This window comes from Proteiniborus sp. MB09-C3, from assembly GCF_030263895.1.
Lineage (GTDB): Bacteria > Bacillota > Clostridia > Tissierellales > Proteiniboraceae > Proteiniborus.
The window spans coordinates 3,198,900-3,222,041 of the sequence record NZ_CP127161.1 but is presented as its reverse complement, the minus strand read 5'-3'; the positions used below and the strand labels follow the sequence as shown (position 1 = coordinate 3,222,041).

At 31.2% G+C, this 23,142-nt stretch carries 23 protein-coding genes; 19 read left to right on the top strand and 4 right to left on the bottom strand.

Going from position 1 to position 23,142, the window contains the following annotated elements; all coding sequences use genetic code 11:
- Positions 1 to 17: 17 nt before the first annotated feature.
- The gene (locus QO263_RS16060) at positions 18 to 890 is read right to left on the bottom strand and encodes an ABC transporter permease (protein ID WP_285623564.1); all 873 of its coding nucleotides are present in this window, start codon (positions 888 to 890) and stop codon (positions 18 to 20) included.
- Positions 891 to 901: 11 nt separating this feature from the next.
- Positions 902 to 1,915, bottom strand: a complete 1,014-nt coding sequence (locus QO263_RS16055; protein ID WP_285623561.1) for an ABC transporter ATP-binding protein — start codon at positions 1,913 to 1,915, stop codon at positions 902 to 904.
- 335 nt (positions 1,916 to 2,250) lie between these two features.
- On the opposite strand from QO263_RS16055, the gene QO263_RS16050 reads away from it, so the two are divergent.
- The 7 genes from QO263_RS16050 to QO263_RS16020 all read left to right on the top strand — a co-directional run bounded on the left by QO263_RS16050 (position 2,251) and on the right by QO263_RS16020 (position 9,387).
- The gene (locus tag QO263_RS16050) at positions 2,251 to 2,478 is read left to right on the top strand and encodes a DUF6199 family natural product biosynthesis protein (RefSeq protein ID WP_285623559.1); all 228 of its coding nucleotides are present in this window, start codon (positions 2,251 to 2,253) and stop codon (positions 2,476 to 2,478) included.
- A 165-nt stretch (positions 2,479 to 2,643) separates the two neighbouring features.
- The gene (locus tag QO263_RS16045; RefSeq protein ID WP_285623557.1) at positions 2,644 to 3,195 is read left to right on the top strand and encodes a phosphatase PAP2 family protein; all 552 of its coding nucleotides are present in this window, start codon (positions 2,644 to 2,646) and stop codon (positions 3,193 to 3,195) included.
- A gap of 350 nt (positions 3,196 to 3,545) precedes the next feature.
- Positions 3,546 to 5,732 (top strand): heavy metal translocating P-type ATPase, encoded by a 2,187-nt coding sequence (locus QO263_RS16040; RefSeq protein WP_285623554.1) that lies wholly within the window; start codon positions 3,546 to 3,548, stop codon positions 5,730 to 5,732.
- 157 nt (positions 5,733 to 5,889) lie between these two features.
- The gene (locus tag QO263_RS16035) at positions 5,890 to 6,486 is read left to right on the top strand and encodes an accessory gene regulator ArgB-like protein (RefSeq protein WP_285623552.1); all 597 of its coding nucleotides are present in this window, start codon (positions 5,890 to 5,892) and stop codon (positions 6,484 to 6,486) included.
- Positions 6,487 to 6,606: a cyclic lactone autoinducer peptide gene (locus tag QO263_RS16030; RefSeq protein WP_285623550.1), complete on the top strand. Its 120-nt coding sequence runs from the start codon at positions 6,487 to 6,489 to the stop codon at positions 6,604 to 6,606. It begins immediately after the preceding gene.
- A 720-nt stretch (positions 6,607 to 7,326) separates the two neighbouring features.
- On the top strand, positions 7,327 to 8,049 hold the full coding sequence (locus QO263_RS16025) for a LytR/AlgR family response regulator transcription factor (protein ID WP_285623547.1): 723 nt from the start codon (positions 7,327 to 7,329) through the stop codon (positions 8,047 to 8,049).
- A gap of 15 nt (positions 8,050 to 8,064) precedes the next feature.
- Positions 8,065 to 9,387: a sensor histidine kinase gene (locus QO263_RS16020; protein WP_285623544.1), complete on the top strand. Its 1,323-nt coding sequence runs from the start codon at positions 8,065 to 8,067 to the stop codon at positions 9,385 to 9,387.
- Between the two features lie 70 nt (positions 9,388 to 9,457).
- Here the strand turns inward: QO263_RS16020 and QO263_RS16015 are convergent, their stop codons facing one another.
- A complete protein-coding gene (locus QO263_RS16015; RefSeq protein WP_285623541.1) occupies positions 9,458 to 10,768 on the bottom strand; it encodes an alpha-L-fucosidase in 1,311 nt (436 codons plus the stop codon).
- Positions 10,769 to 11,097: 329 nt separating this feature from the next.
- Between QO263_RS16015 and QO263_RS16010 the strand changes: the two genes are divergently transcribed.
- A complete protein-coding gene (locus tag QO263_RS16010) occupies positions 11,098 to 12,540 on the top strand; it encodes a M28 family peptidase (RefSeq protein ID WP_285623539.1) in 1,443 nt (480 codons plus the stop codon).
- 195 nt (positions 12,541 to 12,735) lie between these two features.
- Here QO263_RS16010 and QO263_RS16005 read toward each other — a convergent pair whose 3' ends face one another.
- A complete protein-coding gene (locus tag QO263_RS16005) occupies positions 12,736 to 13,290 on the bottom strand; it encodes a hemerythrin domain-containing protein (protein ID WP_285623535.1) in 555 nt (184 codons plus the stop codon).
- 222 nt (positions 13,291 to 13,512) lie between these two features.
- Between QO263_RS16005 and QO263_RS16000 the strand changes: the two genes are divergently transcribed.
- The 11 genes from QO263_RS16000 to QO263_RS15950 all read left to right on the top strand — a co-directional run bounded on the left by QO263_RS16000 (position 13,513) and on the right by QO263_RS15950 (position 23,061).
- The gene (locus QO263_RS16000; protein WP_285623533.1) at positions 13,513 to 15,633 is read left to right on the top strand and encodes a ribonucleoside triphosphate reductase; all 2,121 of its coding nucleotides are present in this window, start codon (positions 13,513 to 13,515) and stop codon (positions 15,631 to 15,633) included.
- Between the two features lie 33 nt (positions 15,634 to 15,666).
- Complete coding sequence (locus tag QO263_RS15995; protein ID WP_285623530.1) at positions 15,667 to 16,353, top strand: anaerobic ribonucleoside-triphosphate reductase activating protein; 687 nt, start codon at positions 15,667 to 15,669, stop codon at positions 16,351 to 16,353.
- A gap of 558 nt (positions 16,354 to 16,911) precedes the next feature.
- Positions 16,912 to 17,751 (top strand): ABC transporter ATP-binding protein, encoded by an 840-nt coding sequence (locus QO263_RS15990; protein ID WP_285623527.1) that lies wholly within the window; start codon positions 16,912 to 16,914, stop codon positions 17,749 to 17,751.
- On the top strand, positions 17,751 to 18,467 hold the full coding sequence (locus tag QO263_RS15985; protein ID WP_285623524.1) for an ABC transporter permease: 717 nt from the start codon (positions 17,751 to 17,753) through the stop codon (positions 18,465 to 18,467). The genes QO263_RS15990 and QO263_RS15985 overlap by 1 nt, the downstream gene beginning before the upstream one ends.
- A 47-nt stretch (positions 18,468 to 18,514) precedes the next feature.
- A complete protein-coding gene (locus QO263_RS15980) occupies positions 18,515 to 19,171 on the top strand; it encodes a CPBP family intramembrane glutamic endopeptidase (RefSeq protein WP_285623522.1) in 657 nt (218 codons plus the stop codon).
- A gap of 158 nt (positions 19,172 to 19,329) precedes the next feature.
- Positions 19,330 to 19,449, top strand: a complete 120-nt coding sequence (locus QO263_RS15975) for a nucleotidyltransferase domain-containing protein (protein WP_352169756.1) — start codon at positions 19,330 to 19,332, stop codon at positions 19,447 to 19,449.
- 95 nt (positions 19,450 to 19,544) lie between these two features.
- Positions 19,545 to 20,168 carry a non-canonical purine NTP pyrophosphatase gene (locus tag QO263_RS15970; RefSeq protein WP_285623520.1) on the top strand — a complete coding sequence of 208 codons (624 nt, stop codon included), beginning with the start codon at positions 19,545 to 19,547 and terminating at the stop codon, positions 20,166 to 20,168.
- A gap of 28 nt (positions 20,169 to 20,196) precedes the next feature.
- Positions 20,197 to 20,682, top strand: coding sequence for a hypothetical protein (locus tag QO263_RS15965; RefSeq protein WP_285623517.1), 486 nt, complete (start codon positions 20,197 to 20,199; stop codon positions 20,680 to 20,682).
- A gap of 155 nt (positions 20,683 to 20,837) precedes the next feature.
- Complete coding sequence (locus QO263_RS15960; RefSeq protein ID WP_285623514.1) at positions 20,838 to 21,620, top strand: sugar phosphate isomerase/epimerase family protein; 783 nt, start codon at positions 20,838 to 20,840, stop codon at positions 21,618 to 21,620.
- A gap of 126 nt (positions 21,621 to 21,746) precedes the next feature.
- A complete protein-coding gene (locus tag QO263_RS15955; RefSeq protein WP_285623510.1) occupies positions 21,747 to 22,484 on the top strand; it encodes a lysoplasmalogenase family protein in 738 nt (245 codons plus the stop codon).
- A gap of 16 nt (positions 22,485 to 22,500) precedes the next feature.
- On the top strand, positions 22,501 to 23,061 hold the full coding sequence (locus tag QO263_RS15950; RefSeq protein WP_285623508.1) for a histidine phosphatase family protein: 561 nt from the start codon (positions 22,501 to 22,503) through the stop codon (positions 23,059 to 23,061).
- Positions 23,062 to 23,142: the final 81 nt, after the last annotated feature.

Sequence of the window (23,142 nt, the reverse complement as noted above, 5' to 3'; positions counted from 1 at the left end):
AAATACTCCTTTCAATATTAGTAGTGTCCCAAAGAGCCTGTATCTCTTACCTTCTTTTGAGTAAATAGAAATGCTAATATTCCCGTTGTCATTAATATAAGTCCAAATATTATAAGAGCAGAAATTTCTGTTTTAATGTCGTTCATATTCGCACCTGATAATACTACTGCTCTAAGGGCTCTTATACTATAGGTTAGAGGTATCATATTAGACACACTAGCCATCCAATTTGGAAGTACTGCAAGTGGGTAAGTTATTCCACAGAATATGGACATAATTCCTCGAACTAGAAAAACCATTGAATTAGCCTCTTTTGCCCACATTACCAGACTCGCAAATATAAATCCAATTCCATAGATTGGTGGTATAGATAATAGAATGATTAAGAGTGATAACAGTGGACTGCCTACAATTTCAAAATTGTATACAAGCTTAAACTCTATAACTGCAACTATAATATAACCTAAACTCATGACTAATTGTGAAACCGAATATCCTAGCAATAGACTTATCTTAGGAACTGGACACAGCCAATTTGATTCGAGAGTACCTCTTATTTGCTCTTGTCTTAGGCTGCTACCAAAGGACCAAAGCATTATATTTATCCACATCCACATAGTAGTACCTATTAACATGTACGTTGTAAAATTGGTAGTGCCTGCATGAACTAAAAAAGTCTCTAGCGAATTACCACTAGTTCCTGACAATGCCTTGGCAGTAAATATAAAGCCTAAGGGAAATATTACTGGCCATATAAGCATTGGAATAAACCAAGATGGATATCTAAACATTATTTTCATATCTCTTTTAAAAATATATATTATTGCTGTAATCATAGAGGGCTTTGCATTTATAGCAATGCGATTATTTTTATTAGCTATAGCTTCCATTATTCCACCTCCTATTCTCTAAGAGATTTTCCTGTCAAACTTATAAACACGTCCTCAAGAGTTGGCTCTTCTGTACTAAAATTATTGATTTTAGTACCTGATGCAGTTATGGTAGATATTAAACTGCTAATAGTATCATTTCCATTTTGGATATGAGCCTTGACCTCCCATTTTTGTGTTGTATCATTAAATTTAGAATTCACTTTTTCAATGAATTTAATATCTTTAATTTTATTTGAGATGTCTTCGTTCCAGTTGTTCAGTTCAAGCAATACTACATTAGTTTTATTAAGGCTTTTCTTTAAATTTTGAGGTGTATCAAGTGCTATTATTTTACCATGATCTATTATCGCTATTCTATCACTTAGCTGGTCTGCCTCTTCCATGTAGTGAGTTGTTAGGAGTATAGTTCTTCCTTCTTCTTTTATTTCTAATATAAGCTCCCTAAGATTTCTAGCTGATTGAGGATCTAATCCTGAGGTTGGCTCATCAAGTATTACTATTGATGGCTCTGATATCAAGGCTTTTGCAAGTGCTACTCTTTGTTTCATACCTGTTGAATATTTTTCTACAGTTTCATCTGCCCTTTTTTCTAGACTGAATCTTTTGAGGAGAGAATCTATCCTATCATCAGCAGCTTTTCCTGTAATGCCGTTCATGGCTGCAAAGTATTTGAGGTTTTCTCTTCCTGTAAGCTTCCAATATGTGCTTCTTTCACCAGATAGTACTGTTCCAAGATTTTTTAAGGCCTCTAATGGTTTCTTATTCACATCTATATCGTTTACTCTTACAGCCCCCGATGATGGTCTAAGTAAAGTAGAGATCATCTTAATAGTAGTGGTTTTACCTGCACCGTTTGGTCCAAGAAAACCAAATATTTCACCTTTTTTAACATCGAAGTTTACATTGTTTACCGCAATAAACATTTCTTTATCACCTTTTTTTCTTTTCCAAAAAGGCTGGCTTTTCTTTTTAACTTCAAATTCTTTTTTAAGATTAGTTACTTCTATAGCATAATCTGACATGATGGCATACCTCCCAAGGTTTATTATTAGTTCCATATGTTGGTATGAGTCAATAATAAACCATAAAATTAATAATGTCAATAGGAAAATTAAAAATATTAATAATTATATTTAAAATATTGATTTAATCATAAAAAATATTTAAAGTCAGCTTGTAAATGATTAATATAGTTAATGATTATATTGATGATTTGTAGCATAATTCTATCAATAGTGAAAATTCGTATGTGAAACTGATATATTATTATATATGATAGAAATATATATATAATAATCCATTTTCTAATGAGTTCAATTAATTCGTCAAGACTTGAATAATTGATAGGAGGAAGGCTATGAGAATTCTTGAAAATTTTCTTACCATCATCTTTTTTATTCCATTTTATGCTTTGCTTATATATTCAATAATGTATCCTGAACAAGCCGCAAAGATGGGAAAAAGATGGATGTATAAAGGCGATATAGAACCAAGTGAGGATTACATAAAATACATTAGATTTTCTTCCATAGTAGGTGTTATAGTTATTACATTCATATTGGTTGTATTTTTTACAAAATCATAAATTTATTTATTGCAGTAATTTATCTTTTTGATACGTCTAATAATTAATAACAAATCACTACTACACTATGACAAAATATGTTATAAAATCAAAAAACATTTTACAAAACCACCAATAATATCTATAATAGTAGTACGTGACAATATAACGAGAAGGAAGATGGTAATGAAATATTTAAAAAGATTTATTATCTTTGGTGATAGTAGGATTTTTCATATGTGCAATACTAGATTAAGCTGTAAAGTGCTAGACTTTATAATGCCCCATATAACTGAACTTGGAGGCTTAATATTTTCAGGCCTTATGCCTTTAATACTGATAGTGATAAATTTTAGCAGAACTAGACATTTAGGTATAGAATTATTAGCCTCATTATCCTTCAGTCAGGTCTTTGTTCAGGTATTGAAGAGAGCCTTAACTAGGGAGAGACCGTATAATATTTTAGAAAATATAAGAACCTTTGATATAGTTTTAAAGGATTATTCATTCCCATCAGGGCATACAACAGCTAGCTTTTCCATGGCTACAATACTAACCTATTATTTTCCACAGTTAATGATTATATTTATTACATTAGCATTTTTAGTGGGAATTTCTAGGATATATTTAGCTGTTCATTATCCTTCTGATGTAATAGTAGGAATTATATTGGGAGTTTCATCATCTATGATAACCCATTCTTATTTTATAAATCATATATTTAGAGCGGCAAGATAGGAGCATTGATAAACTAATGCTTCTTTTTTTATGACATGCGTCCAGTAAAGCCGGACCACACTTGCTGGTGAAAGTCAGCCAAGGTAATCACCAAAGAGCTTTGTAGCCAACCACCAAGCGTAGCAGAAATACTGGGTTTGAAGCATGGGAGTAAAGTAACCTGATGCAAAAATATTGTGTTTCTAGAGACACAATACGGCAATACGAAAATACTTTTAAATGGAGATTTTAACTATTGACATTAATATATTCAGGTAGTATACTATAATCAGATGAACATATGAACAGTTGTTCATATGTTCCGATAGACTAATTATAGATACATAACACAACAAGGGGGATTGATTATAGTGAGAAAGGATATCGTATTAGAAGGCTTAAATTGTGCTAATTGTGCTGCAAAGATAGAACATAAAGTCAAATCTATGGAAGAGATTGAAAATGCAAGCTTTAGCTTTGCTACTAAGATTATGTCTGTAGAGTATAATAATGGTCTGGACTTTGAAGTAATACTAAATAAAATAAAGAAAATAGTAAATACATTGGAGCCAGATGTCATCGTTAAAACCGACAATGATTTAAAGGAGCTAGGGATACATGGTCATCGCCATAGTAAAAGTGAATGCTGTTCTGGTCATGACCATGAGCACGATCACAGCCATGGCCATGGACATAGCCATGGAGAAGGTGGACATGGCTTATTGAATAAAAAAACTATAAGGCTTGGAGTAGGAGCAATTTTATTCGTAGCTGGTTTTATGCTAAATAAAAATGTAAATATACAATTGCCACTATATGTAATAAGCTATTTTCTAATAGGTGGCGATGTACTTTTTAGAGCAGTTAGAAATATAACGAGAGGTCAAGTATTTGATGAAAATTTCTTAATGGCTATTGCAACTGTTGGAGCTTTTGCTGTTAAAGAGTATCCAGAGGCTGTAGCGGTAATGCTATTTTATCAAATAGGTGAGATGTTCCAGGATATAGCAGTTGAGCGTTCAAGAAAATCTATTAAGTCGCTTCTAAACATTAGACCAGATTATGCTAATCTAAGAACTGATGAGGGCCTAGTTGTTGTAAGTCCAGAGTCAGTAAATATAGGAGATTATATAGTAGTTAAGCCAGGAGAGAGAGTAGCATTAGATGGAATCGTAGTTGAAGGAGAATCAATGGTTGATACTTCTGCACTTACAGGAGAATCAGTACCTAGAAAAATAAAAGCTGGCGATGATATATTAAGTGGATTTGTGAATACTAGTGGATTATTGACTATAGAGGTAAAGAAGAAATTCAATGAATCTACAGTTTCAAGAATACTAGATTTAGTTCAAAATGCCAGCAGCAAAAAAGCACCAACAGAGAATTTCATTACTAAATTTGCAAGATATTATACTCCAGCTGTAGTTATTGGAGCAGCATTAGTAGCTGTTATACCTCCTATAGTTACTGGAGATCCATTTTCAGAATGGATATATAGAGCTTTGATATTTTTAGTAATATCTTGTCCATGTGCATTAGTAATATCAATTCCACTTGGATTCTTTGGAGGTATAGGTGGAGCTTCTAAATCAGGAATATTAGTTAAAGGTGGAAACTACCTAGAAGCATTAAATGAAGTAGATACAGTTGTATTTGATAAGACAGGTACATTGACTAAGGGAGTATTTAAAGTATCAGAGATAAATGTAGAGAAGGGATTTTCCAAAGAGGAAGTTTTAAGAGCTGCTGCTATTGCAGAAACTCACTCAAACCACCCAATTGCAAAATCTATTATAGAAGAATTCAATGGAGAAATAGATGAAAGCTTGATTGAAAGCTATGAAGAAATTTCAGGGCATGGTATAAAGGCCAATGTAAAGGGCAGTGTTGTATTAGCAGGTAATTTAAAGCTACTAGAAAGAGAAGGTATAGCAGCTACTCAAATTGAAAAGTCAGGAACTATAGTTTATGTAGCCATAGATGGGAAGCTTGCAGGAAGTATAGTTATTTCCGATATGTTAAAAGAAGATTCAGCAAAGGCTATGGAGTCCTTGAGAAATCAAGGCGTTAAAAAGCTTATGATGCTTACAGGTGATTTAGATAATGTAGCTAAGCAGGTTGCAAATGAGCTTAAGCTTGACGAATATTATTCAGAGCTACTACCTGAGGACAAAGTAAACGTATTAGAGAAAATCAGCAGGGCAAAAGGTGAAAAAGGTAAATTAGTCTTTGTAGGAGATGGAATCAATGACGCACCAGTACTTGCAAGAGCAGATATAGGTGTTGCCATGGGAGGATTAGGTTCAGATGCAGCTATAGAAGCAGCAGATGTAGTACTGATGACAGACGAGCCTTCAAAGCTTTCACAGGCAATATCTATAGCCAAAAAGACTAAAAAAATAGTCGTTCAAAATATTGTTTTAGCCCTAGGAGTCAAGGCCATAGTCTTAGCTCTAGGTGCCTTTGGAGTAGCTACAATGTGGGAAGCAGTATTTGCAGATGTAGGAGTAGCATTATTAGCAGTGCTTAATTCAATGAGAGTTATGAAAGTTAAATAGATAGTTAAAAAACAGCTCAGACTTAAAAATGTTTGGGCTGTTTTTATGTCGTTTATGCCTTTTAGACTACCGTTTATGCCAAAAGGGTTGTCCTAAGAATTAAATTATGGTACTTTTGAATTACAATAAATCTGAAAATCTAAGGGAAGAGGAAAATATGATTAATCAAATGGCCTGTTATATATTTAAGAAGATGAAAGACAACAATGCTATTGATGAAGAGAATATGGATATGTATGTTTTTGGAATTGAAATCTTATTGATTACGATTATCAAATATCTAGGTTTATTTATTATATCACTATTATTAGGAGTTGTAAAAGAGGCTATTGCATTTACTTTAGCTTTTAGCATGCTAAGAATTCAAGCTGGAGGGGTACATTTAGAATCTTTCTGGCAATGTTTTGTAATTACAAATATCATAACTTTTTCTTTCATATTTCTTTCTAAAGCCTTACCTATCAGTCACACCCCATTATATTCAGTTATCATGCTAATCATATCTGCTATTTTAGTTCTAGCATTTGCACCAGTTGATACAGAGAATAAACGACTAAATGAACTTGAGAAGAAGCTTTATAAGAAAAGAAGTATATATGTAATAATCATAGGAAGTTTAATTACTATCAGCTTAGGATTAATTTATAAATCATTTATTACTTATGGCAATATTGTGTCACTGGGATTTCTCTGCGAGGGAATCACATTGACGCCTTTAATAGCAAGAAAAAAATCGTATGAGGAGGTGAATTAAATGAAAGCAAAGACTAGATTATTAAATGGTGTGGCAGCAGTGGCTATGACTTTTGCTAACTTAGGATTAAATATTAACTGCATAGGTCTTTTATATCAGCCTAAATCTCCTAAGAAATAGTCAATATTATTTATAAAAACTATCATAGAAGGATAAAAAATAGGATTACTGCTTTGCCCCATGTAGGACTGAAACAGCTCAGACTTAAAAAGTTTGGGCTGTTTTTGTTTATGCTAATCTATTTTGAAATAGCATTTAATTAGCAGATTCAGGATTCATAGTTTCATTGCAATAAGGACATATCATTAAATTACCTCCTAGTATGTATATCAAATATTTATTTTAAGAGGAGAATTATGTATCTTTCCTAAATATATTTATGTTAAAGATACCCAATAAACCAGTGATAATAAGAAGGTAGCTTGTAATATTAGGAATAAGTAGAACTCCAAAAAGAATTTTATACAATTCGTTGAATTTGCTCAAACTTGAAATGCAAGTTCCCAATACACAAACTGATTGTAATAGTATCCCTCCTAAAAATATTAATGAAAATTGACTGTGCTTATTCATTGGAATCCCCCTAAAAATATTATTTGATTCACTGATATTTTACCATATTATGAAATATTATTCAATTGATTGCTTTTTATAGTCTTATAATAATTAAATTGATCTAATTAAAAGATTTACAAACATCAAAGAAATTAATTTTATTAGAAAGCTGTTTTTCTATAATATTTCAGCAAATGACAAAAATTTTCAAATTAAAAGAAGGTAATCCAATTTACATATAGAATAATGATAAATGATATAAGATTTATATGGGAGGTATGACATATGGATTTGATTATTGCAATCTGCGATGACGATAAAACCCATGTAGATATCATTAAGGAATATATAAACAGGATTGATATTGATTATGATGTCAAAATAATCGAAGCCTATAGTGGAGAAGAATTGCTGGAATTAATAAAGGATAAGCATATGGATATTATCTTTTTAGATATTGAAATGAGGGAATTAAATGGTATAGAAACAGGCAAGAAAATTAGGGAACGGTATGAAGACACAATAATTGTATTTTTAACAGGATATAAAAGTTATGCTTTAGAGGCTTTCCAAATAGAAAGTTTTCAATATATTATAAAACCTATTACATATGAAAATTTCAGGATTTTGATGCAAAAGATCTATCTGCGTCTCAAAGAAATAAGAGCGTATAACAATATGAATAAGACCTTTTCTTATAGAACAAGGCAAGGAATAGTAAGTTTGAAATATGAGGATATTTATTATTTTGAACGACAAGGTAAAAAAACCTATATTTTAACTCAAGTAGGCAAATATGAATTCAGTGGCACAATAAAATCCATAATGGAGTCTTTGGACAAGAATATATTCTTACGTTGTCATCAGGGTTTTGTAGTAAATACTGAAAAATTTCTAAATATAAATAATAACGAAATGGTACTACGTGGTATAGAACAAGCAATACCTATTGGTAGAAAATACAGGCAAGATGTTCTAAAAGCATTAGAAAAGAAATTATTTTGTTAATTTAAGGTGATGATTATGGAAATAGTAGCTAATTTTTTAACAAATATTATTGATGTAAATATACTTTATTATTATATGAAAGCTTTTGTTAAAGGGAAAAAGTCCAACAATAAATATGTCCTACTGTGGCTGTTTATAATTGTATTACTCAATACTTTTGTGAATAGCTTTTTTGGATTAGCTAGTTTCATAGGCTTTATATTGATTTTGATTTCAATGAGCTTTGTTTTTTTCTTGATTTTTAAAGAAACTTTTTTAAATATTTTTATTATGCTACTTATTGGGATGGTTTTGATGTTTGCATTAGAGCTAGCTGCAGCTAATCTAATTATATATATTTTTAGATTATCACCATCGCTGATATTAGAGCTTAACATTTATAGAATTTTAGCAATTGCTATAGCAAAAGGTAGCTTTCTTCTTACCGTACATTACTGGATTAGAAAAACATCCTTTTTCTCATATATTCGGAATAAAAAAAGTCTGCCTATAGCTTTTATATTTCTATTTAATGCAATTATTATTTATATGGCATTTATTCTTTATAGATACATAAGAGTTAGCACTTATATGGACTACATCTTCTTTTTCCTTTTCACATTATGTGCTATTTTATTTAGCTGGTTAATATATATATTTACAAAAAAGATGCTTGAACAAGAGCAACAGGAAGAATTGATGAAATTAAAGATAAAGGAATATGAGAATCAAAACTTTTATATTAAGAATATGGAAGATATTGTGCAAAATATCCGTGCTCAAAGGCATGATTTTAATAATCATGTTAGTACATTGTATGGATTGATTTATCTTAATAAGACTGAGGAAGCGAAAAAATACATACTGGGATTAGCTGATGATATTTCTTTTATCAATAAGATTATTGATGTGGGACATCCTGTAATTACAGCATTAATAAATATGAAAAGAGATAAGATACTAAGAGAGAAAATCAATATGAACTTAGATATTCAATTACCTCAAAACCTGTCCTTTAATTATATTGATTTGTCTATAGTTATAGGCAATCTTTTAGACAATGCAATTGAAGCGTGTCTAAATCCTAGTGTAAATGAGCCACTGATCAATCTTAGAATTTTCACCAAGGGGTACTATTTAGTTATTGAGGTATCGAATTCAAAATCAAATATGGTAAGCACAGAATCAGAATCTTTAGGGAATAGATTTACAACTAAAGAAGACAAAGAAAATCATGGCTTTGGATTAAGTAATATAAAAAGAATAGTAAACCAATACGAAGGGCTCTTAAAGATTGAAGATAAGGAAAATATTTTTGCTGTTCATATAGCTTTGCCTCTAGAAAGAGACATAGAATAATCTGTCTCTTCCTTTACTAAAAATAGTTTTAGAGGCTTGAAATTATTTGCTTATTGAATTATTCCCATTTTTAATCTAAAAGCTCAAGCTCTACAACTGTATCAATATCATCTGGCAATGGATATGTAAGATGCTCAGGTGTTCCGAAATTAATGAAAACATAGTTATTATAATCCATAGTGTTCCAAGGCTTTATTATCTTAAGTTCAGAGCCATCGGAAAGCAATCTAATCTTTTTAATCTTACCATTTAGTCCTTGGATACCTAAAGGTCCTATGCTTCCTTCAAAAATATGAGCATATAATTTATTACCATTTTGAGTATAATAGCCCCATTCAGGTTTCGGAAGACAGGCTTTTCCGCAGTTATATATGCTCCTGCCATTTTGTTTTAGCCATTTGCCCATGCTATCTAGAATATTTAGGGACTCATAGGGAATTTCACCCTTTGCATCAGGTCCAATATTTAGCAAAAGGTTTCCGTTTTTGCTAACACATTCTACTAGCTTTCTAATAATCATCTTTGCAGATTTGAAATTTTTGTCTGTAGAAGAGTAACCCCAGTGATTATTCATTGTAATACAAGCTTCCCAGGGTATTGAATTGCCGTTTTCATCCACTATTCCTTCTGGTGGAATAATTTGCTCAGGAGATGCAAAGTCACCAGCAAAAAAGCTAGGATTATTAGTCATAATACTTCCAGAGTTTTCCCCACTTGCTTCTAATCTATTATCGATTATTACATCAGGCTGTAAGCCTCTTACCATATCTATTAGTTCAGTGGCTTTCCACTTTTCACCAACCATATCATCATAGGAAAAATCGAACCAGAGAATATCTATTTTCCCATAGTTTGTACATAGCTCTCGAACTTGTCCATGCATATATTCTAGATATTTTTCAAAATCATGCTTTACATCCTTGTAATTCTCATTATCTCTCATGGGATGGTGTCTATCTTCATAATGAGGGAAATCATCATGATGCCAATCAATAACAGAATAATAAAGACCTACCTTAAGACCTTCAGCTCTAAATGCCTCTACATATTCTTTTATTAAATCTCTTTTTGCTTTAGTATTAGTAGCTTTGTAATCAGTAAGCTTACTGTCAAATAAACAAAAACCATCATGGTGTCTTGCTGTCATAACAGCATATTTCATTCCTGCATTTTTTGCGGCTTTAGCCCAGAATTTGGAGTCATAGCTTATTGGATCAAACTCATGGAAATATTGCTTATACTCTTCCTTTGACATCTTTTCATTAGTCATTACCCATTCCCCTCTTGCAGGAATTGAATATAAGCCCCAGTGAATGAACATGCCAAGCCTATCTCTAAGAAACCAATATGTCCTCTTATTTCTCTCTTCAACCAGATTCATCTTATCCCTCCTATGATTATTCCTTGCTAATAGACATTTTATAAATAATATATATATTTCAATTATATCAATTTATAAAACAGTTACAACCAGTCTGTTTTATAATCTTGTACAAACAAATATCATTAATTTTTCCATTTAGATTGTGTAAGCTATTTGGTGCAAAACTAATTAATTAAAAAGCTAAATTAACTAGCACAACAGGTTAATTTATGGAAATACTATTTTGGAATGCAAATGGTGATAAAATCAGAGAATTAACCAATTTATCAATTTACTAACAATATTTTATATTATTTGGTATATAATTATATATGGGGGTGGTAAAAGTGAGGATAAATAAAAAACTCACAGTATTTGTTAGTATTGTACTTGCTGCGTTTTTATTTTTTAGTGGATGTACAACTTTTGGTAAAGCTAACAATATTGGAAAGGATCAAAAAATAGCTTTTGTAAATATTAAAGAAAAGCATCTAAATTCAGAAAATATAATGAATATAATTGATGAATTGACCTCAGAGAAGTACAAGGGACGGCTTGCTGGAACAAAAGGAAATGAGCTTGCTACCCAATATATAGCTAATTACTTTAAAAAAATTAAACTTGACTATCCAAGTGATTTAGGTGGCTATTTACAGAATTATGATCAAAATGTGAGATTTACATATAGTGCTCCTAAACTAGAAATAGTAAATATAAGTGGGAAGGTAGAAAAGGAGTACGAATACATCAAGGAATTTTCTGTATATACGTGGACTACTTCTCTAAGTATAAAAGGAGATGTAAAAGGAAAAGGTGTAGTTATAGATGATCCTAGAATACTTTCAGCAGATTTAAAACCATATGAAGGAAAGATTCTTCTAGTACCAAGCAAAATTATTTCTAGTGCAGGAAGTACAAATATAATTAATAGAGTATTATTGAGGAACAGCAGCATTGGTGGAATGGTAATGGAAGTTGACATTGATAATCCAAATCATGCTTATGGCAGCTTTGTAGTAGCGCCAAATGCTCAACCTACAGCAAAATTTGCTGAAAAAAAACCAATGCTTTTCAATTGCGATACAGCGACATTTAAAGATTTAGTTGATGCTGCCAATAAAGATCTAGATATTAATATGAAGGCGGACTTTGCAGTTGAAAATGTAACTGCAGCAAATGTAATAGGATACATTGAAGGCAAAGATGAAGCTCTAAAAAAAGAATTCATTATTATAGGAGCTCATTTTGATCATGCAGGAGACAATAAAAATGGCACTTATAACCCAGGGGCATTAGATAATGCTTCAGGTACTGCTGTTATGATGGAGATAGCAAGAGTACTGAAGGAAGGAAAATATAAGCCGAAAAAATCTATTCTTTTTATTGCCTTTAATGGAGAAGAAGAAGGTCTATATGGTTCATATCATTATGTTAATAGTCCACTATATCCGCTAAATAAAGAAACAACAGTTATGATCAATTTAGATATGATAGGTTCAAAAACTGAAATGCCTCTCACATTATTGAGCTTTGACAATATTAATACTAAACTAAGGGAAGAGTTCTATAAGTATTCAAAAGTACTAAAAATTGATTGTGCACAAGAGGCAGGGCAGGGAAGTGATCACGATTCTTTTGGTGCTAAAGGCATAGATTCATTATGTTTGATCAATATGGATTTAAAAAATGGATATCATACACCAGACGATACAATAGATAAGATAGATGAAAAACGAATTGCAGAAATAGCTAAGCTTGTACTATATTATTTGGATAAAAATGCTTTTTAATAGATAATATATAATATTTGTAAAGTAAAAATAGTTGTCATCCTGAACGTAGGCTCAAAAGCGCTCCTAACTGATTTCCTGACAGACAGATACTAAGGTTGGTTCGTAGGACACTCATAATTATAGTCCCGGCGGACAGATATTAAGATTGGTGAAGGAGATAAAGTTTTTTGCTACGTTCAGAATGACGCTTATTTATATATATTTCTTTTCTAAATCCCTTGCCAATCTAATATACTTTTCCTTAGTTTCTATATGCTCCTTGTTTTCTTCATATTCTTTAAATTCTCTATCTAATTTATTTATAGTTTCTTCTTTTAGATTTTTTTCTGCATATTTGTATAGCATATTGTCTTCCTTGAATATGTGTTTTTCCAAAAGATTTGCATATCCCATAGCATTTGATATTATGTCAACTTTAGCTTCATTATTACCTTCCTTATATGCTTTTAAGGCAGCTTCAAGCTCTCTAACAAAACTTCTTCCATAATCATGCTCAATAAGCATTCCTTGAACTGGGCCAGAGCCTATTTTATCAACTAGTTCTGTTGCCATGTCTTTAAATAACATATCTTCTTCTTTCCCATGGTGATACTTGTCTGCATAATTTCTTATAAAATCAATAATTGAAATCAGATCATCGTGTGGAATTTCTTTTCCTTCAACAATATCTACACATATTTTTCTTATTATTCTAAGCACTTTCTTAATATTATCATGCTCGTTTACGAGAATCTCAATTGTGTTCATAAATATCACTCCCAAATAATCTTTACTTTATTATTATCCGCAAAAAATAATAATAAACATTAAATAATTTTATCTTAGTTCTTATGTCCTAAATATTAAAAAAACATAAAAAAAGCACGAGATCAGTTGTAAATAAATTTTATTTAATCTATAATATTATATATGAATATACAATATATATGTATCATAAACATTGATACCACAATATAGGGGGGCTATACCTTGATTACTAGGGTTCAGAAAAGGAACGGAGATATTGTCGACTTTGATGTAAAAAAAATAGAAAACGCAATATTTTCAGCAGCAAAATCAGTTGGTGGAGATGATAGAGAAACTGCTGAAAGACTATCAAAAATGGTAGTTAGCATAGTAACAGAAGCTTTTGGAGCAAGTATACCATCTGTTGAAGATGTTCAAGACATAGTTGAAAAGGTTCTGATAGAAGAAGGACATGCCAAAACTGCAAAAGCGTACATATTATACAGAAGAAAGCATGAAGAGCTAAGAGAAACTAAAAATCTTTTTATGGATGCAGAGACACTGATAGATGAATATGTATCGCTAGATGATTGGAGAGTAAATGAAAATGCTAATATGGGATTTAGCTTACAAGGGCTAAATAATCATATTGTTGAGTCTATAACTAAAAAGTATTGGTTAAATAAAATATATAGAAAAGAGCTAAGAGATCCACATATCAAAGGAGACTTGCATATTCATGATTTAGGCCTATTGGCCCCATATTGCTGTGGATGGGATTTGGAGGCTCTTCTCTTATGTGGATTTAAAGGTGCTAGTGGAAAAATCGAATCTTTACCTGCAAAACACTTACAATCATTTTTAGGGCAGCTTGTAAACTGGCTATATACACTTCAAGGAGAGGCGGCGGGTGCACAAGCTGTCAGTTCTTTAGATACTTATGTGGCTCCATTTATTTATTATGACGGGCTAAGCTATGATGAAGTGAAAAAGATAGTGAAGAGTTTTGTATTCAATCTAAACATACCTACTAGGGTTGGATTTCAAACTCCTTTTACTAATATAACCTTAGACATTACTCCACATCCAATGATTAAGAATATGGAGGTTATCATTGGAGGCAAGAGAAAAGATAAAACCTATGGAGAATTCCAAAAGGAAATGGACATGTTCAATAAGGCATATAGCGAGGTAATGATGGAGGGAGATGGAGCAGGCAGAAGCTTTAGTTTTCCTATACCTACAATAAACATTACTAAGGATTTTCCTTGGAATTCAGAAGTGGTTGATTCCATTATGGAGATGACTAGAAAGTTTGGTACTCCATATTTTGCAAACTTTGTAAATAGTGACTTAAGTCCAGAAGATGTAAGGAGTATGTGCTGTAGACTTAGGCTTGATAATCGTGAGCTTAGAAGAAGAGGTGGAGGATTATTTGGTGCAAATCCGCTTACAGGCTCTATAAATGTGGTTACATTGAATATGGGACGTATAGGATATTTAGCCCACTCAGTAGAGGAATTTAAGAAAAGAGTTAGAGAGCTAATGGAAATATCCAAGGAAATATGCGAAACAAAGCGTAAGGTACTTGAAAGATACATGGATGCAGGACTTTACCCTTATTCTAGATTCTATCTTCAAGCTATTAAGGATGCAGAGGGAGAATATTTTAAGAATCACTTTAGTACTATAGGATTGAACGGAATGAATGAGGCATGCATTAATTTACTTGGAAAAGATATCACAACAGAAGAGGGCAGAGACTTTGCAATAGATATAATGGAGTTTATGAATAGAGTAATCCAGATATTCCAAGAGGAAACAGGAAGCCTCTGGAATCTTGAAGCCTCTCCAGCAGAAGGAGCTGCTTACAGATTTGCAAGAATGGATAAAAAAATGTATCCTAAGATATTTACTCAGGGAACAGATGAACCATATTATACAAACTCTACACAGCTTCCAGTAGATCATACTAAAGATATATTTGAAGCAATCGAACATCAGGATAAGCTTCAAACATTATACACTGGTGGAACCGTACTGCATGGATTTATAGGAGAAGAAATTAATAGCATTGAAACAGTTAAGCTCTTATTGCAAAGGGCTTTTGAAAATAGCAGAATACCATATCTAACAATTACGCCAACTTATAGTATATGTCCAGATCATGGATATTTAAGAGGAGAACAATTTACTTGTCCAGACTGTGGTAAAAATACTGAAGTTTGGACTAGGGTCGTTGGATTCCATAGACCTATTCAGTCTTGGAACAAGGGTAAAAAGGAAGAATATGAAGATAGGCTGGAATTTGACACAGATGTAAGCTTAAATCTTAATGAGCAAAGAATAAAGAAAGCAATATAATTATTAATTTTTATGAAGGAAAGGGAAATAGCTATGGAATTTAAGGGACATCAGAAATCATCATTTATTGATTATCCAGATAAAATATGTACAGTGCTGTTTACAGGTGGCTGTAATTTTAGATGCCCTTATTGCCATAACTCTGATCTTGTGAATAATAAAGGAGAAGAATTAACGGAAGGCATTGTATTGGCCTACCTAGATAAGAGAAAGAAAATGATAGATGCAGTATGTATATCAGGTGGAGAGCCAACTCTTCATAGGGGCCTATATGATTTTATAAAGAAGATAAAAGATAAAGACTATTTAGTAAAGCTAGATACTAATGGAACGAGTCCAGATATTCTAAAAAAACTCATTTCTGACGGATTATTAGATTATGTTGCAATGGATATAAAGGCTCCAATTGATAAATATAATAAGGTGACAAATACGGATATTGATATAAATAAAATAATTGAGAGCATTGATATAGTAAAAAATTCTGATATTGATTATGAGTTTAGAACTACTGTATGTAAAGAACTATTAACAGCTAAGGATATAATTGAGATAGCACAATATCTAAAAGGAAGTAAGAGATATTATGTACAAAATTTCAGAGATGGAGCTACAGTATTAGCTGGGAAAAACAAGTTTAGCTCTTATGATATTGAAACATTAAAGAAAATAGAAGAGCAGATTAAATGCCACTTTGATACATTCAAGATACGTAGCTGATAAGAGATATGTTTATTGAAAGCCATGTTGTAATATAAAATATTGCAATATGGCTTTTGTTGTAATTTTTGTAAGTTTGAATTATAATTTTTACAATAGGACACATATAATATCTGCCAATACCATTAAAAAATACCTTATAGTTATTTTGAAAATGATGATTTATATAGATTTACGAAACTTGTTTTGCCTTTTGCATATGACAGGATTTTATAAGAAATTGGATTCTATCCGAATACCTTATATATGCAGTATAAATAGAAGGGGGGGAAGTAAAACTTACAAATTTTACAAAAATTCATGTAAACACCGATATTGAAGAGATTACAAAAGTGATACAAACTATTGAAAGAACGGTAACAAGTTGCATAGAAAATTTAAATAAAACATAGATATCCACTAATGGCAGATTTTTATCAAATTGGTTAACAAGTAATTACGTATTTTCGAAAGTAGTTAAAAGTAATTATATAATTTTGGAGGGCAAAATGAGAATTGAAACATTAAAAATTGAAAACTTTGATAAAATCATACCTATTATACGGAGGGCTGAAAGCGATGAATGTTGTTATTAAAGTAGATAATTTAACAAAAAGCTATGGAACCAATACTGTCATTAAAGATATTTCCTTTACTGTACATCATGGTGAAATTTTTGCCTTACTCGGCACCAATGGGGCAGGAAAGACGACTACACTTGAGTGTATAGAAGGTATTCGGAAATATGATAGTGGGAGTATTACAGTAGCTGGAAGTATAGGTGTGCAACTGCAATCCTCATCGCTCCCTGAAAATATTAAGGCAATAGAAGTATATCAACTGTTTTGTAAATGGAACAAGGTACTAGCAGATATTGAATTGTTCAATGCTTTTGGACTTAATCTAATAAAAAATAAGCAGTATAAAGAAATGTCCACAGGACAAAAAAGACGATTGCATTTAGCACTTGCACTTATAAGCAATCCAGATATCATATTTCTAGATGAACCAACTGCTGGACTTGACGTAGAAGGAAGAGTATCCCTTCATGAGCAGATTCGAAAATTAAAAAAACAAGGAAAAACTATAATTATAGCAAGTCATGATATGGCAGAAGTAGAGAGCCTTTGTGATAAAATTGCTATTATCAAGAATGGAAAAATTGCTTTTACAGGTACAATAAATGAATTAACTAGTGAAATAGGAAGACAATACAAAATACATATTAAAACCGAAAGACCATTGAAAGCTGATGAATATGAGCAAGGGTATTCATTATTTATTTCAGAAAATATCGGAGATACCTTGCTTGAATTGCTCGAAGCATGCAAGAAAACTCAAAATACTGTTCTTGATGTGAAAATTGAAGGAGTTACACTAGAACAAAGATTTATGGACATAGCAAGGGAGGGAAAATAATGAATGCATTTTTATATGGTGTCGTACTACAATGGAAACTTGATTTAAGAAATAAAGGTGTACTTCTTACCTATTACGTAGTTCCTCTTGTTTTTTTTACATTTATGGGAGGTATATTTTCATCTATCAATCCTGCTTCGAAGGATACATTAATCCAATCCATGACAGTGTTCGGGTTGACAATGGGGGCAATTTTAGGAACACCTATACCACTTACAGAGTTGTATGGAAGTGAAATTAAAAAGGCTTACAAGGTGGGCGGCTTACCCCTATGGGTAGCTACAATAAATAACTTTATATCGGCTTTTGTCCATCTTTTCATTGTGAGTCTCGTAATATTTTTTACTGCTCCACTAGCTTTTAATGCAAAAATTCCTACTAATTTAGCTCACTATTTTTTATCACTTGCAATTTTTATTATAGTTAGTTTGTCAGTAGGAACAGTGCTTGGACTATTTATCAAAGACATATCAAAGCTTACAATGGCATCACAGTTTATATTCTTACCTTCAATTATGCTGGCAGGAATTATGTTCCCTGTAAATATGCTCCCAAAGGTACTTGAAAATGTGGGAAAAGTTTTCCCTGCTACATGGGGATTTAAGCTTATGACAAGTGAAAGTTTTGATATAAAATTAATTATACCACTTGCTATTATATTATTGGTAGCAATTGTTATCAGTGTGTATCAACTATCAAAAATTAGTTTTGAATAAATAAATTTAACTTAGCTTAAAAGGGCAGTGTAAGGAGTGGGGAATACATGGAATACACTATCAGCATTGAAAATGTTGTTGTCTGGTTAGTAATATACTTTATAATGTGCGGGATACTTCCTACTATATTAGATATAACCATATGGAGAACTTTTGGGACTAAAATTTCTACTTGGTTAAACCTCTTAACTTTAATTGTTTTCAATAGCCTATTTATTTTTTATTTAACCAATAAATATAAGCTAAAAATTAGCATTTTTAGCAATATAACATTAAAAGGGATATTGTTAGCAATTGGCTGTTCAGTTCTGTTTTTTATTTTGCTCGATAAATTTTTAGATACTTTCTTTGATAGTGTGTTTACTACTAGTGCAGAGGGATATCAGAAAACAATTGCTTCATTAAGACAATTTCCCATCGCAAATTTTATTCGAATTTGCTTGCTTGCTCCTATAGTAGAAGAAATACTAATGAGAGGTTATATACTAAGTTCATTACAAAATAAATATGGTACAGTTATTGCTCTCCTAGTATCCTCACTTTTATTTGCTATACTTCATTTTAATTTTGTACAAACATTATCTGCAGTAGTATGTGGTTTAATACTAGGACTGTTATATATAAGCACAGGATCACTGTTCTGTTGTATTTTAGCCCATTCTCTATATAATGCTATTTCATTTTTTGCATGTGTTTTAGAATGAAAACGGCAATAAATTTGAGTTTCACACAAAAACCCGTGAAGACAGAATTGTTTTTTACAAAGAAAACAGAAAGCACTTAAAGTTCTATACATAAAATGATTAGGTGATAGCATAGAGCCTATGAGAATACTAGATACAATAATTGAAAGCTATAAAAAATACTAATACAAAATCTTATTGGTATATACTTACATGGTTCGTTAGCCATGGGCTGCTATACAAATGACAGTGATATAGATTTTCTAGTCGTAGTAAAAGAACCTATTGATATTAATTGAAGTACTTAATCCTTAATTTCTAGTCGAATTGGATAAGGCTTAAGTCTAGTTCTACTTATAGAACATAAGAGAAGATTAGCTAGGGAGGAATCATGATGATAAGATTATTATATGGAACATCTAATCTTGCAAAAATCAAACATATGAAGGAAATGCTGAAAGGAGTGGATATAGAAATTATTAGTTTAAGAGATATTGGCAATCCAGATATTGCTTCAATTAATGAAATAGGCAATGATCCATTAGAAAATGCCAAGATTAAGGCTATGGCATATTATAGAGAATTAAAAATACCGGTATTTTCTTGTGACTCAGAATTATATATTGAAGGATTAGAAAATGAGAGGCAGCCAGGAGTTCATGTTAGAAGAGTTAACGGAAAAGAATTAAATGATGATGAGATGATAGAATACTATACTAATTTAGTAACGGAACTGGGGGGAGTTGTTAAAGCAAAATATAAGAATGCAATATGCTTGATCATTGATGAAAAAAATATTTTTGAATACGACGGAGAAGATATTGCTTCCGAAGAGTTTATTATAACATCAAAGCCTCATATAAAAAGAATCAACGGATTTCCTTTAGACTCAATTTCAATCGAAATAGAAACAGGTCAGTATTATCTAGAGATAAATAAGGATAATAATTTTGAAACAGAATATAAAATGGCTGAAGGGTTTAAAAACTTTTTTGTTGAAAATGTTAAATTGAAATAAGTAAAAAAATGATTTGGGGGTTTTAAGGTTGAAAAATTATAAGAAATTATTACTAAGTTTTTTTATTATTATTTTAGCTATGGCTACTGTTGGATGTAGTCCTGTAGTCACTTACCAAAACAGTATATTTGATGATGAAAGTAAAATAGCTAAAGTGGAAGATAGCTTTACATATTTGGAAAGACAAGGGGAGGTCCTGTGGAAAGAAGCTAAGATTAATTTTACTTCTTTTTCTGGGACAGATACTATATTTAAGATTAAAACTGATAGGGAAAAAGATATTGTATTTAATGTTGAATCAACTATAAAATCAGGTGATTTTAAATTAGTTTTGATAACGTCAGATAATAAAGTTATTAATATTGTAAGTGGTACAGAAGAGGGAAGCAAAACTATTTCGCTTAATAAGGGAACCAGTAGAATAAAGCTAGTAGGTAAAAAGGCTAAGGGAGAAATAAAAATTAATATTGATGCAGATGAAGCTGTTGAAATTGAAGGAAATAACTCATTTTAGATTTAAAGCTGGCAGAAGAATTAGGATATACCTATCCAGCACAAGATGATATAAATGTAACAGAATATCTGCAGAGGATTAAAGCACTACCTAAAGATGCAGAGGATTTCTAGTACTTCTACTTACAAAGTAGCTACAGACAGGAGGCTTTATAAATGAAATTAGGAATGCCTGTATTAATAGAATTCAATAGTCTGGAAGAAAACATAAGGCTTTGCAATGAATTAAAACTAGATTTTATAGAGCTAAATATGAATTATCCTATTTTTATGCCTGAAAGCTTCAGTTACAGGAAAGCATTAGAAGCTAAAAGGAAATATGGAGTTAATTTTACGGTTCATTTTCCTGAGGAAATTGACTTATCTTCTTTTCATCCACCAATTAAAAAAGGACATATAGAACGCTGTAAAGAACTGATAGAATGGACTAGTAAAGCTGAGATTAAGCTTGCTAATATGCATTTAAGCAATGGTATTTATTGCACACTACCTAGTTCGAGGCAATGGATTAATGAAAAATATGAGGAAGAGTTCAAAAAACTATTATATAAATCTTATTCTGAGTTAAATGATTATGCAAGCTCATTGGGAGTAATATTGTGTATTGAAAATACCTCCAATTTTCACATCCCTTTTATCAAAAGAGCATTAGATATGCTAACTGTATTTGAAAATTTTAACTTAACATGGGATGTGGGACATGATGCTAAGGTTAATTTTAGTGAAAAGCCTGTTTTAATGAATTTGGCCGATAGAATCAAGCATATGCATCTTCATGATTTTAATGAAGAATCGGACCATCAATCACTATATACTGGAATAATACCTATAGATGAAAGACTTGAGTTTGCTAGAGATAACAATATTTCTGTTGTAATAGAAGTGAAGACTAGCGAGGCCTTAAAGGAATCAGTAAATAAAATAGTTGATTTTAGATAACCTATTTGCATGTAAACCATCAAGAATCATTGTGCTTTACACAATAGATATTATGCTTGCTAGGTTCTAGCTTCGTTAGATGGAAAATTAAAATGTATCTATAAAATGAATGGAGTCAGATGAATTATGCATGTAAAAACAAATAGTAAGCTGTTAGCAATTAAAATATTGCTTATAGTGATTTGTATATTGTACATTGCTTTTTTATATTTTGATTTCTTTTCAGTAAAAGTTTTCATCTCATCAAGCGTAGTAAAATTTATATCTATAGTACTATGCTTTCTGTTGTCGGTTTTAATAGGAAAAGATTATCTTGACAAAGAAAATAAGCTTTTACTGCAATCTGGACTACTTATCACTATTATTGCAGATTTTTTGCTCCTTTTCACAGACTATTTTGTTCTTGGAACAGGTATTTTCTCAGTAGTTCATATACTTTATGCTATCAGATATGAAAGAAATAAAACAAAGCTTATTTTGATAAGGGCAATAGTTATTTTGCTCATAATAGTGGGTATATACCTGACTATAAACTTCTTTATTATAAAAATAGAAGTACTATTTTTATCGGCTCTATTCTATGCTGTATCATTAATAATCAGTACTATAAAAGCTATAAAAGCATGTAAATATGACTTGCTTCCTTTTCCAAATAAATATTTAATAGCCTTTGGAATGGTGCTTTTCTTATTATGTGATGTAAATGTAGGTATATTTAATATAATTAGCTTAATAAACATTTCTAGTGGTATAATTAATCTATTGTATAATATTTCAGGAGTCTTAATGTGGTTTTTCTACCTTCCCTCACAGGTTTTGATTTCTTTGAGCGGATACAATTTTTCGTGTTTATCTAAAAAATAAAGAACAGGAGAAAATTATGACAAGAGTATATTTCGTAAGACATGCACAGCCAGATTTTTCAATACAAGATGATTTATTGCGCCCGCTTACTGAGAAGGGCATAGCAGATAGTGAAAAAGTGACTAAATTTCTATTAGACAAGCAAATTACTAAGATATTTTCAAGTCCGTACAAAAGAGCCTATGATACCATAAAGAGTTTCGCTGAAAAATCAAATTTGAATATTAATATTATAGATGATTTTAGAGAAAGAAAAATAGATGATATATGGTTAGAGGACTTTAATTCCTTTGCAAGAGAACAGTGGAATGATTTTGACTACAAGCGTGAGCATGGTGAGAGCTTGAATGAGGTACAAAAAAGGAATATATCTACACTACATGAAATACTAGAAAAAAATTCAGATGAAAATATTGTTATAGGTACGCATGGAACAGCCCTTAGTACTATAATAAACTATTATGATAGAAATTTTAACTATAGCTGCTTTGAAAGGATAAAGCCTTTAATGCCTCATATTGTATATATTGATTTTGAAGGCACTAAAGCCAAGATAATAAAAGAGTTAATTGTATAATTTTACTGGTTTTATTAAAATATCGTCATAAGTTTAACAACCAATTATTTTGTGGTATAATATAATATAAAATTTCCAGCT

What these genes read in the sequence shown, in the direction of transcription:
- QO263_RS16060 (WP_285623564.1), bottom strand. Translation starts at nt 890, where the DNA reads ATGGAAGCTATAGCTAATAAAAATAATCGCATTGCTATAAATGCAAAG.
- QO263_RS16055 (WP_285623561.1), bottom strand. Translation starts at nt 1,915, where the DNA reads ATGTCAGATTATGCTATAGAAGTAACTAATCTTAAAAAAGAATTTGAA.
- QO263_RS16050 (WP_285623559.1), top strand. Translation starts at nt 2,251, where the DNA reads ATGAGAATTCTTGAAAATTTTCTTACCATCATCTTTTTTATTCCATTT.
- QO263_RS16045 (WP_285623557.1), top strand. Translation starts at nt 2,644, where the DNA reads ATGAAATATTTAAAAAGATTTATTATCTTTGGTGATAGTAGGATTTTT.
- QO263_RS16035 (WP_285623552.1), top strand. Translation starts at nt 5,890, where the DNA reads ATGATTAATCAAATGGCCTGTTATATATTTAAGAAGATGAAAGACAAC.
- QO263_RS16030 (WP_285623550.1), top strand. Translation starts at nt 6,487, where the DNA reads ATGAAAGCAAAGACTAGATTATTAAATGGTGTGGCAGCAGTGGCTATG.
- QO263_RS16025 (WP_285623547.1), top strand. Translation starts at nt 7,327, where the DNA reads ATGGATTTGATTATTGCAATCTGCGATGACGATAAAACCCATGTAGAT.
- QO263_RS16020 (WP_285623544.1), top strand. Translation starts at nt 8,065, where the DNA reads ATGGAAATAGTAGCTAATTTTTTAACAAATATTATTGATGTAAATATA.
- QO263_RS16015 (WP_285623541.1), bottom strand. Translation starts at nt 10,768, where the DNA reads ATGAATCTGGTTGAAGAGAGAAATAAGAGGACATATTGGTTTCTTAGA.
- QO263_RS16005 (WP_285623535.1), bottom strand. Translation starts at nt 13,290, where the DNA reads ATGAACACAATTGAGATTCTCGTAAACGAGCATGATAATATTAAGAAA.
- QO263_RS15995 (WP_285623530.1), top strand. Translation starts at nt 15,667, where the DNA reads ATGGAATTTAAGGGACATCAGAAATCATCATTTATTGATTATCCAGAT.
- QO263_RS15990 (WP_285623527.1), top strand. Translation starts at nt 16,912, where the DNA reads ATGAATGTTGTTATTAAAGTAGATAATTTAACAAAAAGCTATGGAACC.
- QO263_RS15985 (WP_285623524.1), top strand. Translation starts at nt 17,751, where the DNA reads ATGAATGCATTTTTATATGGTGTCGTACTACAATGGAAACTTGATTTA.
- QO263_RS15980 (WP_285623522.1), top strand. Translation starts at nt 18,515, where the DNA reads ATGGAATACACTATCAGCATTGAAAATGTTGTTGTCTGGTTAGTAATA.
- QO263_RS15970 (WP_285623520.1), top strand. Translation starts at nt 19,545, where the DNA reads ATGATAAGATTATTATATGGAACATCTAATCTTGCAAAAATCAAACAT.
- QO263_RS15960 (WP_285623514.1), top strand. Translation starts at nt 20,838, where the DNA reads ATGAAATTAGGAATGCCTGTATTAATAGAATTCAATAGTCTGGAAGAA.
- QO263_RS15955 (WP_285623510.1), top strand. Translation starts at nt 21,747, where the DNA reads ATGCATGTAAAAACAAATAGTAAGCTGTTAGCAATTAAAATATTGCTT.
- QO263_RS15950 (WP_285623508.1), top strand. Translation starts at nt 22,501, where the DNA reads ATGACAAGAGTATATTTCGTAAGACATGCACAGCCAGATTTTTCAATA.